Genomic DNA, 15,721 nt, shown 5'->3' with positions numbered 1-15,721 from the left:
TCGCAGGCTTGCTCCCGTTCGGGAACTTGGCCTGCGGTCCGTTGTTGTTGCACATGGCGCAGAGACGGAATGTCGGCCCGATGTCAGTTCAGCCTGCGCGCGCTTGGGCTGGTCAACCCGTTGCTGAAAATGCGGCCGAGAAGAAACCGCGCCCGCGGCTGAAGCGCTTGAACGAACCGCGCGCCGGTATGTTGAGGAAGCAGGCACTCCGGACCCAACGCGCTTTGCTCGCCGGCGACACCAAAGGTCGTAACGGCTCCGGAAAGTGAACGCCGGTTTTCGGGCGACCTCCATTTGGGGCTATGACCGATGAGAGAATTCCAGTGCCCGTCGTGCCGGCAGTCTGTCTCATTCGAGCAGACCGAATGCGCAAACTGCGGCTGCCAGTTGGCGTTCGATGCCTCATGCATCGGCATGACGTCGCTCGACTTCCAGCGTGCTTGCAGCAATCGCGACATCATCGGCTGTAACTGGTCCGTCGAGGGATCGGATCGGTATTGCGGCGCCTGCCGCCTGACGCGAACAACCCCGAACCTCGGCAACCCAAGGAACGTCATGCTGTGGCGACGCGTGGAGGGAGCCAAGCGCCGTCTCCTCTACGACCTTGCGCGTCTGCAGCTTCCGCTCGCATCGCGCAACGGCTCGCCGGTGGCTTTCGATATCCTCGCAGATGGGACGGGTCCGATCCTGACGGGGCACCTGTCGGGTCTCATCACGCTCAATCTCGCGGAGGCCGACGATGTCGAGCGTGAGGCTCGCCGTGTGGCGTTTCGGGAGCCGTACCGCACCCTGCTCGGACATTTCCGGCACGAGATCGGTCACTTCTACTGGGACCTTCTCATCGACAGCACGACACTTCAGGCGCCGTTCAAACTGATCTTCGGGGACGAGACGCAGGATTATCAGGCCGCGATCAACGCGTATCATGGCCGCATTGATCGCTCCTATGATGGGTCGGGATTCATCAGCGAGTACGCCACGTCCCATCCCTGGGAGGATTGGGCGGAAACTTTCGCGCATTTCCTGCACATCGTATCGACGCTCGACTCGCTCGCAGGTCTGCCGTTGGCCCTGGACGAGCGCGCTCGTCAGACGCTGACCGATCCTTATCTGGAGAGCGACTTCGACGCTCTTCTGGCATTGTGGACGCCGCTCGCCCGCGGCATCAACGGGCTCAACCGGTCACTCGGGATGAGTGACGCCTATCCGTTCGACATTTCTCCCGCGGTGAAGGGCAAGCTGCATCTCGTGCACATGGCGATCAGCGCATTCCGCGATCAGCAGTCGTTGGCAGCATAGAGTGGCGGAGGCCCGGCTGGGCTGATGCAATCTAGGCGGCCGTCACGCGAACCGGCATGCTTTCCAGCCCACGCAGGGAATTGTTGAGCCTGCGCCTAGGCTCCGCCGTGAGCTCGATGGCCTTCACGCGCTTCGCAAGCTCGCTGAAGATCAATTCACCTTCCAGACGGGCGATCATCTGGCCGACGCAGGCGTGGATGCCGGCGCCGAAACCGACATGCCCGGTCGCGGCCCGCTCGACGTCGAAGCGGTCGGGTCTGTCCCACCGCGCGGGATCGCGGTTGGCGGAGGCCATGAACAGCAGCACCTTGCGGTGTGCGGGGATCACGCCGCCGCCGATCTCGACATCGCGCGAGGTGGTGCGAAAGAACGTCTGCACCGGTGAATCGTAACGCAGCCCTTCCTCGAAAGCATTGCGCGCCAGCTCCGGCTTGTGGTGCAGCTTGCGATATTCCTCCGGATGCGTGGCGAGTGCGAGCAGGGTGTTGCCGATGCCGTTGACGGTGGTGTCGATCCCGGCGGTGAGGAATGGGCGCACCAGATGCGTTGCGTCGTGCTCGCTGATCTCGCCCTCGTCAGCCGCCTGGTAGATCATCATGCCGAGCCCGTCCGGCTGCAACGCATCTCGCGCGCAACATTCCATGATCCAGCTCTGCGCCGCGAGCCCCGCTTGGCGTGACGTCGCCAGCGTCTCGTTCTCCGGGCCAAAGCTGTCGAACACGAATGTGCTCCACGCGAGCAGCTTCTCGCGGCCATCCGGCCGGATGCCGATTGCATCCGGAAACACCTTCATCGGATAGGCTTCGGCGAGATCGGTGACGGCATCGAACGTGCCCTTGTCGATCAGCTCGGAGACCTTCCTCTCCGCCTCCTGCTGGAACGTCTCGCGCAGCTTCCTTGCGACGCCGGGAGACAGGGTGCGGCCGAGGACGCGGCGGCCCTTGTCGTGGTCGGGCGGATCAATCTGGAGCGTCAGCGGCTTTGGCAGGGCCGGATTCATCCCGTGGAGCCCGACACCCTCGCCGCTGATGAAGGTCTTCCAGTCCTTCAGGGCCGGCTCGACTTCGGCATAGCCGGCCATGGCCCACACGCCGTAGCGCTCCAATGCGAACGCGGGCCCGAGCGCGCGCAGCGCCTCATAGGCGGGATAGGGGTCCATCAGGAAGTCGGGCGCGAACGGGTCGGCCGGACTGGATGCAATGCCGCTCATGCTCAGCTCCCGTCGGCTATTGCTTGGTCAGGGGGCACTGGCCTTCGCTCTCGGCGCGGAACGCGTCCTCGCCCTTGATCGTTGTGACGACCTTCAGCAGGTCCCAGGTCGATGTCGACTCCTCGGGCGCCTTGACCTGCAAGAGGTAGAGGGGATGGATCTTGCGCCCGTCCTTGCGGATATATCCTTTGCCGAACAACGGATCGTCGGTCGGCATCTCCTTCATCGCGGCGACGACCGCCTTGCCGTCCTTGGCGCCGCCGACCTTGTCCACCGCCTTGAGGTAGTGGATGACCGAGGCATAGACGCCGGCCTGCATGTCGTTGGGATACGCCTTCGAGGGAATGCGCTCGGCGAAGCGTTTGGCGAAAGCGCGCGTGCCGTCGTTCAGATCCCAGTAGAAGGGGTTCATGATCTGCGCGCCCTGCGCGAACTTCAGCCCGAGCGCGGGAAGGCCGTTCATGCCCAGGATCAATCCGACCAGCTTGTGGTCCTTGGTCAGACCGAACTCGGCGGCCTGCTTCATCGACGTGATGGTATCGTCACCGGCATTGGCGAAGCCGACGACGTTCGCGCCCGAAGCCTGCGCCTGGAGCAGGAAAGAGGCGTAGTCGGCCGTTCCCAGCGGATGCCGCACACTGCCGAGCACTTCGCCGCCGGAGGCCTTGACGGCCTCCGCCGCCTGTTTCTCCAGATCATGGCCGAAGGCGTAGTCGGCGGTGATGAAGAACCACTTCTTGCCGCCCTGCTGGACGATCGCCTTGCCGAGGCCGCGCCCGTAGGCATAGGTGTCGTAGGTCCAGTGCACGGTGTTCGGCGTGCATTTTTCGCCGGTCAGCAGCGCTGTTCCTGCGCCCGATCCGACGAACACCTTGTTCTTCTCGGCGCTCATGCCGGCGACCGCGAGAGCAATCGACGAGTTCGGGATGTCGAAGATCGCATCGGCGCCGTCGTTCTCGTACCAGCGCCGTGCGATGCCGATCCCGATGTCGGTCTTGTTCTGGTGGTCGGCCGCGACGATTTCGACGGGCCTGCCGCCAGCCTTTCCGCCAAAATCCTCGACCGCCATCTTGGCGGCGACGACCGAACCGATGCCTTGATAACTCGCGAACGGACCCGACTGGTCGTTCAGGATGCCGATCTTCACCGCGTCCTGGGCCAACGCAGGCGCCGCCGCAGCCAGCATCAAGACCGAAATGCACAATTTATGCAGGAATTTGCTGTTCATTGTCTCCCTCCGATGGGCGGTCTTGGTGCCGCTAAATAATAGTTATATTTTATATCTATTTTCGGGAGAGTCAATTCGGCGGACATTCGGCCGCCGCAGTCGAGGATCATGCGCCCGTGAAACCCGCAGGGAAGTCCGGCCAGCCGCCGGAGAAATCGTTGAATTTGCAAGCGCTGCAGCGCACGCCGGGCTTCATGCTGCGGCTCGCGCAGCTGAAATTCTTCGAGGGCTTCTATGAAGAGTTCGCCGCATTGGGCGTGACGCCCGCGACCTACGCGATCTTCGTCGTCATTCGCGACAATCCCGGCGTTCCCCCGAGCAGCCTTGCAAGCCTGCTCCGGCTGCGCCTGCCCAATTTGATCAAGATCCTGAACGAGCTCGAATCGTCGGGCTTCATCAAGCGCAATCGCTCGAAGGCGGATCGCCGCGCCGTCGAGCTCATGCTCACGCCAAAGGGTGCAAAGCTCATCCAGGAGGCGGCAAGGCTGACGGAGCCGTACAATAAGAAGATGCTCGCTCCGCTGAGCGAGGCCGAGCAGCGCACCTTGCTCGCACTGCTGAACCGGATTCTGCCGCTCTAGCTGTTCGCTGGGGCGGCCCGAGGCCAATCGTCGCAAAGTCCTGTCAGGTCCCGCAGTTGCCGCGGCGGGATCGTCGAGCTCGGAAAGGTTGGGGCCCTCCGTGCCCCAAAATACGCCAAATCGATGGTCACTAAGCCCCTCGGGGGAGGCCTTTGCCTCCCGTGGTGGGACTGCTGGACTGATGATGGATCCAAGGCGAATTGTGGTGCTGGCAGCGGTTGCGCTGCTCGCCTTCAGCACCGGCATGGCCGTGGCGTCACCTGCCAAATCGCCTGCCAAGACAAAGCCCGCCGCGGCCGCGCCCGCGGCTCCGCCGTCTCCGCCTGCGGAGCCGCTGCCGCCGCCGAAAATCTACCTGTTCCGCGGCGCCATGGGGCCGTTCTTCTCGCGCGGCATGGACCGGCTCGAAGAGAAGCTGAAGCAGGCCGGCTTTTCGGCCGACGTCAACGAATTCACCATCTGCCGATGGATCGGTGACCGCGCCATCTCCAGCTACAAGGAGACGCCGGCGCCGATCGTGCTGATCGGGCACTCGATGGGCGGATTATGCTCGGTCATCATCTCCGAGATGGCAGCCAAGGAAAACATCCCGATCAGCCTCGTCATCACCATCGACCCCGCGCATGCGACCGACGACGTGCCGCTCAATGTCGAACGCTTCATCAATATCTTCCTCTCCGACAGCGTGCTCGGCGGCGGCAACGTGGTGGCGGTGCCGGGCTATCGTGGCCACTATGCGAGCTACGATTTGAAGGAGAACTCGCGGGTTTCTCACATCAACATCGAGAAATCCGACGACATCCATCGCCAGATCGTCGAGATGGTGACGCAGTTGCCGCGCATTCAGCCGCAGGCCCAGGGCGACACCGTGCCGCTGCGCCTCCTCGTCCCCAGCGATACGTTGGTCGAATTATGGGATAGCGGTGTACGACTGCCGGTACGCCGCGGCGACACGATGGCGAGCATCGCTGCCGCCAATCGCGTGCCGCTGTGGTCGCTCGCGCAGAGCAACTCGCTGGCGGAAGACGCACAGCTCACCCCCGGCCAGTCCATCATCGTCCCGCGTCATCTGGCGCCGCCCGACCCGACGGCGGCGATGGCGACGCCTGCGCCGGGGCGGAAGTAGGGAATTCGCTTACCTCGCCCCGCTTGCGGCCCGTAAGAACGGGGAGAGGGAGAAGACTACTCGTTCGACCCGTGGATGGCGTCGATCACGGCGTCGGTCACTTCCCGTGTCGTCGCCTTGCCGCCGACATCGGGCGTCAGCACGCCGGCCGCGCAGACGCGCTCGACGGCCGCCATCAGCCGCACCGCGGCCTCCTTCTCGCCGAGATGCTCCAGCATCTGGGCGCCGGTCCAGAACGTCGCGACCGGATTGGCGATGCCCTTGCCGGTGATGTCGAAGGCCGAGCCGTGGATCGGCTCGAACATCGAGGGGAAGCGGCGCTGCGGATCGATGTTGGCGGTCGGCGCCACGCCGAGGCTGCCGGCGAGCGCGCCGGCGAGGTCGGAAAGGATATCGGCGTGCAGATTTGTCGCCACGATGGTGTCGAGGCTCTTCGGATGCAGCGTCATGCGCACCGTCATGGCGTCGACCAGCATCTTGTCCCAGGTCACGTCGGGGAATTCGGCCGCGACCTCGGCCGCGATCTCGTCCCACATCACCATGCCGTGGCGCTGCGCGTTCGACTTGGTCACGACGGTCAGGAATTTGCGCGGACGCGACTGCGCGAGCTGGAACGCATAGCGCATGATTCGGGTGACGCCGACGCGGGTGAAGACCGCGACCTCGGTGCCGACCTCCTCGGGGAGACCCCTGTGCGCACGGCCGCCCATGCCGGCATATTCGCCTTCCGAGTTCTCGCGCACGATCACCCAGTCGAGATCGCCGACGCCGACATTGCGCAGCGGCGAGGCGACGCCGGGCAAAATCTTGGTCGGCCGAACATTGGCGTATTGGTCAAATCCCTGGCAGATCGGCAGCCGCAGGCCCCACAGCGTGATGTGATCGGGCACGTCGGGTGCGCCGACCGCGCCGAAATAGATCGCGTCGAACTTCTTCAGCTCCGCGAGGCCGTCGGCCGGCATCATCACGCCGTGCTTCTTGTAATAGTCCGAGCCCCAGTCGAAGGTCTTGACGTTGAAGGCGAGGTCGGCGCTGCGTTTTGCCAGAGCCTCCAGCACGCGAACGCCGGCCGAGATGACCTCGGGGCCGATGCCGTCGGCCGGGATCGCTGCAATCGAATAAGTGCGCATGGACGTGCTCCGTTTGAGATCAGTGGGATTGCGGGACGGTTTCGACGGGCGCGGTTTGCGCACGCGACAATAGCAGGGTCAGAACCGCCGAGAGAACCAGCAGGCCGGCGACGAAATAGAGACCGCCGACAAAGCTGCCGGTCTGGTCCTTGATCCAGCCGATCATGGCGGGACCGACAAAGCCGCCGAGATTGCCGATCGAGTTGATGGTGGCGATGCCCGCCGCGGCGGCGGGGCCCGAGAGGAACAGCGTCGGCATGCTCCAGAGCGGCGGTTTTGCGGAGGAGATGCCGATGTTCACGAGCGCCAGCGCGACCAGCACGGCGACCACGCCGCTCGCAAGCCCGGCAAAGGCGAGGCCTACGGCAGCGATCAGGCAGGCCCACACGACGTGCCAGGTGCGCTCGCCGGTGCGATCCGAATGCCGCGCCCACAGCACCATGGCGACGACGGCGGCGGTTGCCGGCAGTGCGTTAAGGAATCCGACCTGCAGCGAGGACAGGCCGAACTGCTTGATGATCTGCGGCGCCCAGACGCCGAGCGTGTAGAGGCCGGCCGAAGTGCCGAAATAGATCAGCGCCAGCGCCAGCACCCGCGGATCGGCAAGCCCGCGCCAGATACTGTGCTTGGAGGTCGCGGCCTTGCTGGTGGTCTCTCCGTTCATGGTCTCGACGAGCCAACGCCGTTCGTCATCCGCGAGCCATTTCGCTTTCTCCGGGCGGTCGGTGAGGAATGCGAGCACGACGAAGCCGAGCAGCACGGCCGGCACCGCTTCGAGCACGAACAGCCATTGCCAGCCCTTGAAGCCGAGCAGTCCGTCCATCTCCAGGAGCGCGCCCGAGACCGGCGATCCCAGCACGGTCGAGAGCGGCGCCGCGGCCATGAACAGTGCGGTGACCGCCGCCCGCTGGCGAGCCGGGAACCAGTAGGAGAGATAGAGGATGATGCCGGGAAAGAAGCCGGCTTCGGCGACGCCGAGCAGGAAGCGCAGCACATAGAAGCTGGTCGGGCCCTGCACGAAGGCCATCGCAGCCGAGACGATGCCCCAGGTGATCATCACCCGCGCGATCCAGATCCGCGCGCCGACCTTGTGCAGGATGATGTTGGAGGGCACCTCGAACAGGAAATAGCCCCAGAAGAAGATGCCGGCGCCGAAGCCGTAGACCGTCGGCGACAGGCCGATATCCTTGTTCATCGTCAGCGAGGCGAAGCCGATATTGACGCGGTCGATGAAGGCCACGAAGTACAGCAGCATGATGAAGGGAACGATGCGCCATGTGATCTTGCGTAGCACGCGGGTCTGAATCTCGCTCGCCACCCTGGCCTCCTGTCCCGGTTTTCTCGTTATGTCGGCGGACCTTGAGGTCCATGCCGGCAACGAGCGTAGTCGGGTGGAGAAGGGAGGTTCAATCGGCGCTGGTTTATACAAAAAAATGATATAATCCGGTCGGTGGAAGACGAGAGGAGGGCGAATGGAATTGCATCAGCTCCGATGCTTCGTGGCGGCGGCCGAGCAGTTGCATTTCGGCCGCGCGGCGCAGCACCTCCAGATGCTGCCCTCTGCGCTCGGCCGGCAGATCAGGCTGCTGGAAGAGGACCTGGGCACGCGGCTGTTCGCGCGGACGACGCGGGCGGTGTCGCTGACGGAAGACGGCACCGCGCTGTTGCGCGATGCCCGCGCCATCCTCGCCCGGGTCGAGGCCGTCGAGAGCAATCTGCGCAATCGCTCGCGCGCGGGAGCCGCGCGGCGGCTGCGGATCGGCGCCATCGACAGCGCGGCGGCGGGACTCTTGCCGCCGCTGCTGCGGGATTTCCGCGACAAGTATCCTGACATCGCGGTTCAGCTTCTCGAGGACAAGACCGTCCGGCTGCTGCCAAAGATTTTGACCGGCGCGCTCGATCTCGCCTTCGTGCGCCCGCCCCATCAGCCGGACAAGCGGCTCGAATTCCGTGATCTGCTCCAGGAGACCGCGATCGTGGCGTTTCCGCAGCGGCATGCGCTGGCGGGCCGCAAGTCGATTACCCTGTCCCAGATTGCGGACGAGGCGATGCTGGTGCCGGACCGCCGCTCGCGGCCGCACAGCCACGATCTCACGATAAAACTGTTCGAGCAGGCGGGCCTGACGCCGCGCATCGTGCAGGTCGCCGACGAGAAGCAGACCATCATCCATCTGGTGGCAACCAAGCTCGGGGTCGCGATCGTGCCGCGCTGGACCACGCGGATGGCCGTATCAGGCGTACGCTTCGTGTCGCTGCGGCCGAAGCAGATCGGCCCCGTCGGCCGGCTGCCGCTTGCCGCGGCCTGGCTGCGCGGCTCGCGCGATCCGTCACGCGACGCCATGCTGTCCGTGCTCGAGGCGCGCTTGCGCAGCTATGCGCGGGGCGCCTGAGGCGCTATGAAATCGGCTTGGCGAGAAGGTGGAGTGTGATGACCGGACAGAAAGCTGCAAGCGAGTTGAGGGTTGCCATTGCGGGGCTGGGCTCGATCGGCACCAAGATCGCCGCCGCGCTCGATCAGGGCATCGAAGGCCTGACGCTCTCTGCCGTCGCGGTGCGCGATCCCGCAAAGCATCAGGCGTTCCTCAGTCGTCTGCGCCGTCCGCCTCAGGTGCTGCCGATCGACCAGCTCGGCGACGCCGCCGACATCGTGGTGGAATGCGCGCCGAGCAGCCAGTTGCGCGCCATCATCGAGCCCGCGGTGAAACGCGGCAAGGCCGCGGTCGTGGTCAGCGTCGGCGGGCTGCTCGACAATTTTGATCTCGTCGATCTCGCCCGCGCCAATGGCGGCCGCATCCTCGTGCCGACGGGCGCGCTGATCGGGCTCGACGCCGTCAACGCCGCTGCAATCGGCACCATCCATTCGGTGAAGATGGTGACGCGAAAACCGATCGATGGCTTGAAGGGCGCGCCCTTCATCGTCGAGAACAACATCGATATCGACAATCTGCACGAGCCGCTGAAGCTGTTCGAAGGCACGGCGCGGGAAGCCGCAAAGGGCTTTCCCGCCAATCTCAACGTGGCGGTCGCGCTGTCGCTCGCGGGCGTCGGGCCCGATCGCACGCAGGTTCAGATCTGGGCCGACCCGACCGTGACGCGCAACGTTCACCGCATCGAGGTCGAGGCGGATTCGGCCCGCTTCTCAATGAGAATCGAGAACATCCCGTCCGAGAATCCCAAGACTGGCCTGATCACGGCGCTGTCGGTGATCGCGCTGCTGAGGAAGCAGCGCGCCACGCTCTGCGTCGGGACTTGAAGATCAAGCGCCAGTTACGCGCCAGATCACGTTGCCGACGTCATCGGCCATCAGCAGCGATTTCTTGTCGGGGCCGATCGCCACGCCGACCGGACGGCCGTAGGATTCCTTCTCATCCGGTGACAGGAAGCCCGAGAGGATGTCGCGAGCTGGCCCGGACGGGCGGCCGTTCTCGAACGGAATGAATACCAGCTTGTAGCCGGAGAGCGTGCTCCGATTCCAGGAGCCATGCTGGCCGATCGCCATGCCGTCGGGGAAGCCGGGCAGTGTGCCCGCCGGCATCCAGCACAGGCCGAGCGAGGCGGTGTGGCCGCCGAGCGCATAGTCCGGCGTGAGCGCCTTGGCGACCATCGCCGGATACTGCGGCACGCGATCGTCCACCGTCTTGCCCCAGTAGCAATAGGGCCAGCCATAGAAGCCGCCGTCGCGCACCGAGGTGAGGTAGTCGGGCGGGGTCTCGTCGCCGAGGCCGTCGCGTTCGTTGACCACGGTCCAGAGCACGTTTGTATTTGGCTCCCAGGCAAGGCCTACCGGGTTGCGCAGACCGGCGCCAAAGATGCGGTGCGTGCCGGCGACGAGATCGAGCTCGTAGACCGCGGCGCGGCCTTCCTCGACCTCCATCCCCATCTCGGCGATGTTGCTGAGCGAGCCGACGCCGGCATAGAGTTTTTTGCCGTCGGGACTTGCCAGAAGACTGCGGGTCCAGTGGCCGCTCGGCTTGAAAGTGGTGAGGCGCTTGCCCGGCGCGGTGATGCGATCGGCGTTCGCCACGTACGGGAAGGCCATCACGCCGTCGGTGTTGCCGACATAGAACGTGTCGCCGACCAGCGCCATGCCGAACGGCTGGCTGAGATTTTCCATGAAGGCGCCGCGCACTTCGGCCACGCCGTCACCGTCCTTGTCGCGCAGCAGCGTGATGCGGTTGGCGCTGACGCCGAGGGCGGCGGCGCGCCGCATCGTCGCTTGCATCGCATAATGAAAGACGCTTCTCGGCGCGCCCGCGATCTGCGTCGATTCGGCAATGAGCACGTCGCCATTTGGCAGTACGTCGATCCAGCGCGGATGGTCGAGCCCGGTCGCGAACGCGTTGACCTTGAGCCCGGGTGCTGCGGTCGGCTTCTGCCCTTCGCTCCAGCCCCGCGCGGTCGGCATCTTCAGCGTCGGCAGTGCGCCTTGCGGCTTCGCTTCGGGAATGGCCGGCGTCTGGCCCCAGGCCGGCGCGGGCGCGGTACCCGACAGCTTCCGCCATTGCAGCGCGATGCCGCCGACGAAGGCGACGAACTGCGCAAAGATGCTGGAAAAGGTCATGAGAAGCCCCTGTTGAACGTTAAGGCACAGTCCAACGCCGGATCGCCCAAAGCCCCGCGCGGGCTCAGGCCTGATCGCCGATCGCTCCAGATCCACGATGGATGTCGTCGTGCCTCGTTGCGCGCGCATCCAACTGGGTCGCGGCACAAAGGTCAACCGGTACGGAACTCGACGGACGTCTATTCCCGCGGAATGGCAGCTGACCAAATTTGCATAGAAAGAAGATCAGCGGCCGATCTGCCGCTCCACCCGCCGCGCTGCGCGAAAATCTTCGAGATGATGGACGTTCGGCTTCAGCGCGGCCTCCCTGGACAGGAGATGATAGACCCGCGCCACCGTGCGCTGCTTCTGCCTGGAAACCCCGGGCGGCAGCGCCCGCGCCTTACGAACGGCGGCGATCGCGTGCGAGCGAAAATAATCGTAGGCGTCCGACATGGCTCGATGCTCTGCGGCTGGTGCAGGTGTCGAGGGGTAACGGGCGAGGGTAAGGGCGGTTCCTCTCACTGTCGTCCCGGCGAAGGGCGGGACCCATACCGCGGAATCCATCGTTTGCAGATGATAGAAGTACCGAGCGACGAGTCTTCGCCAAACCACCGCCTGTGGTTATGGGTCCCGGCCCCCGTGCGCAATTGCGCACTAGGCCGGGACGACACCGAATGTGGGGCGCGCGCCCCGCCTCTCAGCGCGGCGACAAAAACGGGATGATCATCGGGACGCGGCGGCAATAGGCGCCGTAGGCGTCTTCACCGAGCTCCTTGGACAGGAACACCTCTTCCATCCGGCCCTTCTGCCACATGCCGAGCGAAATCAGGATCGCGCCGAGCATCGCCGTGACCGTGCCGACCGCGATGCCGGTCACCAGCATGCCGAGGATCAGGCCGGTGTAGATCGGATGGCGGACGATGCCGTACGGGCCGGTGTCGACGACGCGGTGGTCTTCCTTGTGGGTGATGGTGTTGGACCAGAATTGTCCGAGATGCAGCCGTCCCCACCAGGTGAAGGAGATGCCGGCAAGCACGATCAGGGCCGTGACATAGACAGCGGTATTGCTGAACACCCAGAGCGGCTTCTCGCCGAGCACTTCGGCCGTCCACGGCGTGAACAGGATGCCGCCGACCAGGATCGGGATGCGATAGCGCCCGGACTCCAGCGTCATCACCTGCTTCTGGGTGCGGCCCTGCCAGAACGAGGCGCCGACCCAGCTTGCGAGCCAGGCGAGCCAGATCAGGGCGAGCAGTTGCGTCGGCCAGGTCGTGGTCCAACCACCCCAGGCGACAGAGAGAAGCTTGCTGAAATCGAAGGACATGCGGAAAGGTTCTTTGGGTTGGGCGGCAGCTCAGCTGGCGCGCGAGGAGAGCGCGTGATGCTCGATGGCGCTGGAGGCGAGCGCGCCGCCGCGGGCGAGAAGATGGGTGATGGTTTCGCGCAGCACCGGTTCGATCGGGCGCGGCGCGTAGCCGAGCTCGGTGCGCGCCTTGTCGATCGAGAGGTCGCTCGCGGCGAGCGCGATGCGCACGCCCTCCGCCGTGCCGTTGGGCGGCCGGTGCGTGACGTGATCGGATAAATATTCGAGCATGATAGCGGACAGCTCCGCGATCTTGCCGGGCACCACGACCGGGAACTGCCGGCGGCTGCTCATCGCGGACATCATCCGCAGAATCTGGCCGAGCCTGACGCAATCGCCGCCGAGGATGTAGCGCTGGCCGATACGGCCGCGTTCCATGGCCAACACGAGGCCCATGGCGACGTCGCGGACGTCAACGAGATTGACCAGGAAGTTGAGGTGCGGCTGCACCTTCTTCTGGAGGAAGTACCACAGCATCGCGGTCGGCGGCGTCAGATTGTGGTCGGCGGAGCCGATCGGCATGGTCGGGGTGCCAATCACCAGCGGGAAGCCCGCGGCCGCAGCCTTCGCGGCGCAATGCTCGGCCAGCGATTTCGAGTGGGTGTAGGCGCCCGGCATCGCATCGGCCGGCTGGAGCGCCTCTTCGGCGGGAACACCGTTGAGGTCGGAATAGGGAAACAGGATCGATTCCGTCGAGCAGTGCAGGAAGCGCGAGACCCCACGCTTCATCGCCGCCGCAAGCACGATTTCGGTGCCGCGGCAATTGACCTCATGAAAGGCCTGTTTGTCGGCGACCCACATGCCGGGCAGGCCGGCGAGGTGATAGACCTGATCGACACCCGCAACCGCAGCATCGACCGCGGCGCCGTCCAGCACCGAGCCATGGGCATATTCAACGTCGGCATTTGCCGCGGCCGGCGCACGGACATCAAGAACACGCACCCGCTGCCCATGGGCGCGGAGCACTTCTACGAGGTGATGTCCGATGAAGCCGCTGCCACCGGTAACCAGTACGAGAGCCATGCAGAAGGTTGCTGTTTCGCGTCTAGAGCTATCGGGTTGAAAGGGAATTGGTCGGAACAGGCGCCAGAATCGCGGCAAGGTCGCGACGGAAGCCCAATGCAATGAATAATTTTGCCATGACAAACATCGGTCCGAGCAGGAAATGGGCGGGGTGGTCAACCATCGACGGCTGCCGCTCCTCGAAAACCTTGTGGCCGACGATCTGCGATCCGACGCCGAGCCCGATCAGCACGGCAAAAATCGACCACATCATGACGATCGAGACCTGATTGCCGATTGCGGTTGCGACCGAAAGCAGCACGATCATCGAGACGAGGATCCCTAGCCCGATCCCGGCGTCGAGCATCAGCCAGTAGACCAGCACCGGCAGGGCCAGAACCACCGCCAGGCTCACCTCGATCCCGAACACGGGGAGATGCACCAGCGTCAACGGCAGCACGGCGCCGGTGAAGAGCAGGAGGATACCGACCACGTGCATCGCGCAGTTCCAGGGATCGCGATGATATTCGACGTAGTCGGCCAGTTGGCGTTGAAAATAACTGGCCATCTCGGTCTCGTGTAGCATGGGGTCGGGAAGGACGAAAAAAGCCTATAGCACCGGTCAGGGCGGTGCACAAACCGGCGCAATTGTCGCGCAAAGCCGTTCAAGCGCGCTGTGAGGCAGGTCACAAAACGGTCAGGACTTCAAAGGGTTCCGCCGGACACCGCGGGACGTCCGCTCAGTGCTTCTTGGCGGGCTTTTTTGCCGCAGGCGCCGGAGCCGCAGCCGGATGCGCAGGCGCGTCGTCCGGCACCTTGGCATAGGTCAGGATTTGCAACTGGCCGTTGACGGCCGAGGTCGGCTTGGCCCGGTCGAGAAACTGCTCCTCGCCGAGGCCGATCGGATGCAGCCGCTTGGTCGAGATCTTGAACGTGTTCACCAGCACGTCACGGATCGCGTCGGCGCGGCGCTGGCTCAGGATCGCGTTGGCCTCGCGCGTCTTCACGTTGGATTCGACATGGCCGACGATCAGGAACGTGTAGGGCAGCAGCGAGGCATGAACCATCGCGTCGGCGAGGCGGCCGACGGTTTGGTAGGACGCCGGCTGGATGATCGGTGTATCCGCGTCGAACTGGATCTGCGCGGTGAAGGTCGGCAAATTGGCCAGATCAGGTGCGATCAGCGGCCGGTTCACCGGACCCGGATCGTTCTTGATCCGAGCCTTGGCCCGCTCCATGACCTGCAGCTTCAGCGCGGGGATATCGATCTCGGCGGGCTGTTCGAAATGGTTGAGCTTGCCGACAATGTCGTCGCGGGTCGGCGGCGCCGTCTGCGCTTCTGCTGCGCCCGCGAGAAAAGCGAGGCCGAGAGCACTAACAAGAGCACTAACAAGCGCGGCGTATATTCCGGCGGTAAAAAGCCTGGTCGCGCGCATCACCGATACCCCGCGTCGTCGACGGCCTTCAGGCAGTTGTTGCTGATGCCCTTGGGCGTCGAGACCAGGCAGGGGATCGACTTGCTGGTCTCCTTGGTCGAGCCGCCGCAGACCTTGACGATTTCGCGTTGGCAGACATTCGCCACCGTGACCCGCGCGGCGACGCGCTTCTGGATGGCATCGAAGGCACCGAGATAGTCGCTCTGGCACTGCTGGGACAGCACGTCGCGGTTGCGGGACAGGCACTCCTTCAGCCGGGTCGAATCCGGATTGACGCCACGGCAATTGGCGACGATTTCCGCACCGCAACTTTTCGCCAGCAGCCCGATCGCATCGCCAAAGCTCATGGTCTCCGCCGCGCTAAGCGACGGCATACCCAATGCCAGCAAGATCAGTGTGATGGAGCCCCGGACCATGGCTGCATCTGATACGGGGAAGTTCGCGGTGGTCAAGGGCTGTTCGGACGAGAACTGTCGAGAGTTCGGCCAGTGCAGCGAACAGTCCTCACTCCGTGGCCTCAGTGAGGGGTGGCCATTCGATCAGGGCAACCATGTGTTTCGCCAGATCGGCGGCCACACGGGGGTCGGCCTTGAGCGCATCTAATGTCCGCGGCGGGGGAAGCTGCCGGCCGTCCGCGATCAGCTCTTGCGCATAGAACGCGAGCGCCTCGGGCGCATTCTCCATGGCCTCGTCGAAATCGTCGCCGCCGGAAATGCAGCCGGGCAGGTCGGGAAACCACAAGGCAACGGCTTCGTCGGGGTCTGCGTCCTCGATGATGGCAACGTACTGAGCCATATCGAGCC

Annotated in this window: 17 protein-coding genes; 5 read left to right on the top strand and 12 right to left on the bottom strand. The window is 64.6% G+C overall.

What is annotated here, in order from left to right:
* Positions 1 to 309: 309 nt before the first annotated feature.
* Positions 310 to 1,299, top strand: coding sequence for a putative zinc-binding metallopeptidase (locus IVB31_RS26655; RefSeq protein WP_247329822.1), 990 nt, complete (start codon positions 310 to 312; stop codon positions 1,297 to 1,299).
* A gap of 31 nt (positions 1,300 to 1,330) precedes the next feature.
* Here IVB31_RS26655 and IVB31_RS26650 read toward each other — a convergent pair whose 3' ends face one another.
* On the bottom strand, positions 1,331 to 2,509 hold the full coding sequence (locus tag IVB31_RS26650) for a cytochrome P450 (RefSeq protein ID WP_247329819.1): 1,179 nt from the start codon (positions 2,507 to 2,509) through the stop codon (positions 1,331 to 1,333).
* Between the two features lie 16 nt (positions 2,510 to 2,525).
* Entirely contained in the window at positions 2,526 to 3,737 is a 1,212-nt protein-coding gene (locus IVB31_RS26645; protein ID WP_247329815.1) for an ABC transporter substrate-binding protein, read from the bottom strand.
* Between the two features lie 158 nt (positions 3,738 to 3,895).
* Here IVB31_RS26645 and IVB31_RS26640 point away from each other — a divergent pair, with 158 nt between their 5' ends.
* Both IVB31_RS26640 and IVB31_RS26635 read left to right on the top strand, forming a co-directional pair.
* The gene (locus IVB31_RS26640; RefSeq protein WP_247329812.1) at positions 3,896 to 4,318 is read left to right on the top strand and encodes a MarR family transcriptional regulator; all 423 of its coding nucleotides are present in this window, start codon (positions 3,896 to 3,898) and stop codon (positions 4,316 to 4,318) included.
* A gap of 181 nt (positions 4,319 to 4,499) precedes the next feature.
* A complete protein-coding gene (locus IVB31_RS26635) occupies positions 4,500 to 5,444 on the top strand; it encodes a LysM peptidoglycan-binding domain-containing protein (RefSeq protein ID WP_247329808.1) in 945 nt (314 codons plus the stop codon).
* A gap of 56 nt (positions 5,445 to 5,500) precedes the next feature.
* On the opposite strand, the gene IVB31_RS26630 is transcribed toward IVB31_RS26635, so the two are convergent.
* A complete protein-coding gene (locus tag IVB31_RS26630; RefSeq protein ID WP_247329804.1) occupies positions 5,501 to 6,574 on the bottom strand; it encodes a tartrate dehydrogenase in 1,074 nt (357 codons plus the stop codon).
* Positions 6,575 to 6,593: 19 nt separating this feature from the next.
* Positions 6,594 to 7,892: a D-galactonate transporter gene (locus tag IVB31_RS26625; RefSeq protein ID WP_247329800.1), complete on the bottom strand. Its 1,299-nt coding sequence runs from the start codon at positions 7,890 to 7,892 to the stop codon at positions 6,594 to 6,596.
* 154 nt (positions 7,893 to 8,046) lie between these two features.
* Between IVB31_RS26625 and IVB31_RS26620 the strand changes: the two genes are divergently transcribed.
* Both IVB31_RS26620 and IVB31_RS26615 read left to right on the top strand, forming a co-directional pair.
* Positions 8,047 to 8,964: a LysR family transcriptional regulator gene (locus IVB31_RS26620; RefSeq protein WP_247329798.1), complete on the top strand. Its 918-nt coding sequence runs from the start codon at positions 8,047 to 8,049 to the stop codon at positions 8,962 to 8,964.
* 38 nt (positions 8,965 to 9,002) lie between these two features.
* Positions 9,003 to 9,827: an aspartate dehydrogenase gene (locus tag IVB31_RS26615; RefSeq protein WP_247329796.1), complete on the top strand. Its 825-nt coding sequence runs from the start codon at positions 9,003 to 9,005 to the stop codon at positions 9,825 to 9,827.
* Between the two features lie 3 nt (positions 9,828 to 9,830).
* On the opposite strand, the gene IVB31_RS26610 is transcribed toward IVB31_RS26615, so the two are convergent.
* The 8 genes from IVB31_RS26610 to IVB31_RS26575 form a co-directional block, all read right to left on the bottom strand.
* Positions 9,831 to 11,135, bottom strand: a complete 1,305-nt coding sequence (locus IVB31_RS26610) for a sorbosone dehydrogenase family protein (protein WP_247329794.1) — start codon at positions 11,133 to 11,135, stop codon at positions 9,831 to 9,833.
* A 225-nt stretch (positions 11,136 to 11,360) separates the two neighbouring features.
* On the bottom strand, positions 11,361 to 11,570 hold the full coding sequence (locus tag IVB31_RS26605) for a hypothetical protein (protein WP_247329791.1): 210 nt from the start codon (positions 11,568 to 11,570) through the stop codon (positions 11,361 to 11,363).
* Between the two features lie 244 nt (positions 11,571 to 11,814).
* The gene (locus tag IVB31_RS26600; protein WP_247329789.1) at positions 11,815 to 12,441 is read right to left on the bottom strand and encodes an isoprenylcysteine carboxylmethyltransferase family protein; all 627 of its coding nucleotides are present in this window, start codon (positions 12,439 to 12,441) and stop codon (positions 11,815 to 11,817) included.
* Between the two features lie 30 nt (positions 12,442 to 12,471).
* Positions 12,472 to 13,503 carry an NAD-dependent epimerase/dehydratase family protein gene (locus IVB31_RS26595; RefSeq protein WP_247329786.1) on the bottom strand — a complete coding sequence of 344 codons (1,032 nt, stop codon included), beginning with the start codon at positions 13,501 to 13,503 and terminating at the stop codon, positions 12,472 to 12,474.
* Positions 13,504 to 13,531: 28 nt separating this feature from the next.
* Positions 13,532 to 14,068: an Mpo1-like protein gene (locus tag IVB31_RS26590; protein WP_346730896.1), complete on the bottom strand. Its 537-nt coding sequence runs from the start codon at positions 14,066 to 14,068 to the stop codon at positions 13,532 to 13,534.
* Positions 14,069 to 14,222: 154 nt separating this feature from the next.
* Entirely contained in the window at positions 14,223 to 14,918 is a 696-nt protein-coding gene (locus IVB31_RS26585) for an OmpA family protein (RefSeq protein WP_247329782.1), read from the bottom strand.
* Positions 14,918 to 15,334, bottom strand: coding sequence for a hypothetical protein (locus IVB31_RS26580; RefSeq protein WP_247329779.1), 417 nt, complete (start codon positions 15,332 to 15,334; stop codon positions 14,918 to 14,920). The genes IVB31_RS26585 and IVB31_RS26580 overlap by 1 nt, the downstream gene beginning before the upstream one ends.
* Before the next feature lie 88 nt (positions 15,335 to 15,422).
* Entirely contained in the window at positions 15,423 to 15,713 is a 291-nt protein-coding gene (locus tag IVB31_RS26575; protein ID WP_247329776.1) for a type II toxin-antitoxin system HicB family antitoxin, read from the bottom strand.
* Positions 15,714 to 15,721: the final 8 nt, after the last annotated feature.

It is taken from the genome of Bradyrhizobium sp. 21 (genome assembly GCF_023073335.1).
Classification (GTDB): Bacteria; Pseudomonadota; Alphaproteobacteria; order Rhizobiales; family Xanthobacteraceae; genus Bradyrhizobium.
The sequence above is the reverse complement of the archived record's forward strand: the minus strand, read 5'-3'. Positions and strand labels throughout refer to the sequence as shown.

Bases quoted from the DNA above. Each gene is read 5' to 3' on its own strand.
- IVB31_RS26655 (WP_247329822.1), top strand. From the start codon at position 310: ATGAGAGAATTCCAGTGCCCGTCGTGCCGGCAGTCTGTCTCATTCGAG.
- IVB31_RS26650 (WP_247329819.1), bottom strand. From the start codon at position 2,509: ATGAGCGGCATTGCATCCAGTCCGGCCGACCCGTTCGCGCCCGACTTC.
- IVB31_RS26645 (WP_247329815.1), bottom strand. From the start codon at position 3,737: ATGAACAGCAAATTCCTGCATAAATTGTGCATTTCGGTCTTGATGCTG.
- IVB31_RS26635 (WP_247329808.1), top strand. From the start codon at position 4,500: ATGATGGATCCAAGGCGAATTGTGGTGCTGGCAGCGGTTGCGCTGCTC.
- IVB31_RS26630 (WP_247329804.1), bottom strand. From the start codon at position 6,574: ATGCGCACTTATTCGATTGCAGCGATCCCGGCCGACGGCATCGGCCCC.
- IVB31_RS26620 (WP_247329798.1), top strand. From the start codon at position 8,047: ATGGAATTGCATCAGCTCCGATGCTTCGTGGCGGCGGCCGAGCAGTTG.
- IVB31_RS26615 (WP_247329796.1), top strand. From the start codon at position 9,003: ATGACCGGACAGAAAGCTGCAAGCGAGTTGAGGGTTGCCATTGCGGGG.
- IVB31_RS26610 (WP_247329794.1), bottom strand. From the start codon at position 11,135: ATGACCTTTTCCAGCATCTTTGCGCAGTTCGTCGCCTTCGTCGGCGGC.
- IVB31_RS26605 (WP_247329791.1), bottom strand. From the start codon at position 11,570: ATGTCGGACGCCTACGATTATTTTCGCTCGCACGCGATCGCCGCCGTT.
- IVB31_RS26600 (WP_247329789.1), bottom strand. From the start codon at position 12,441: ATGTCCTTCGATTTCAGCAAGCTTCTCTCTGTCGCCTGGGGTGGTTGG.
- IVB31_RS26595 (WP_247329786.1), bottom strand. From the start codon at position 13,503: ATGGCTCTCGTACTGGTTACCGGTGGCAGCGGCTTCATCGGACATCAC.
- IVB31_RS26590 (WP_346730896.1), bottom strand. From the start codon at position 14,068: ATGCTACACGAGACCGAGATGGCCAGTTATTTTCAACGCCAACTGGCC.
- IVB31_RS26585 (WP_247329782.1), bottom strand. From the start codon at position 14,918: ATGCGCGCGACCAGGCTTTTTACCGCCGGAATATACGCCGCGCTTGTT.
- IVB31_RS26580 (WP_247329779.1), bottom strand. From the start codon at position 15,334: ATGGTCCGGGGCTCCATCACACTGATCTTGCTGGCATTGGGTATGCCG.
- IVB31_RS26575 (WP_247329776.1), bottom strand. From the start codon at position 15,713: ATGGCTCAGTACGTTGCCATCATCGAGGACGCAGACCCCGACGAAGCC.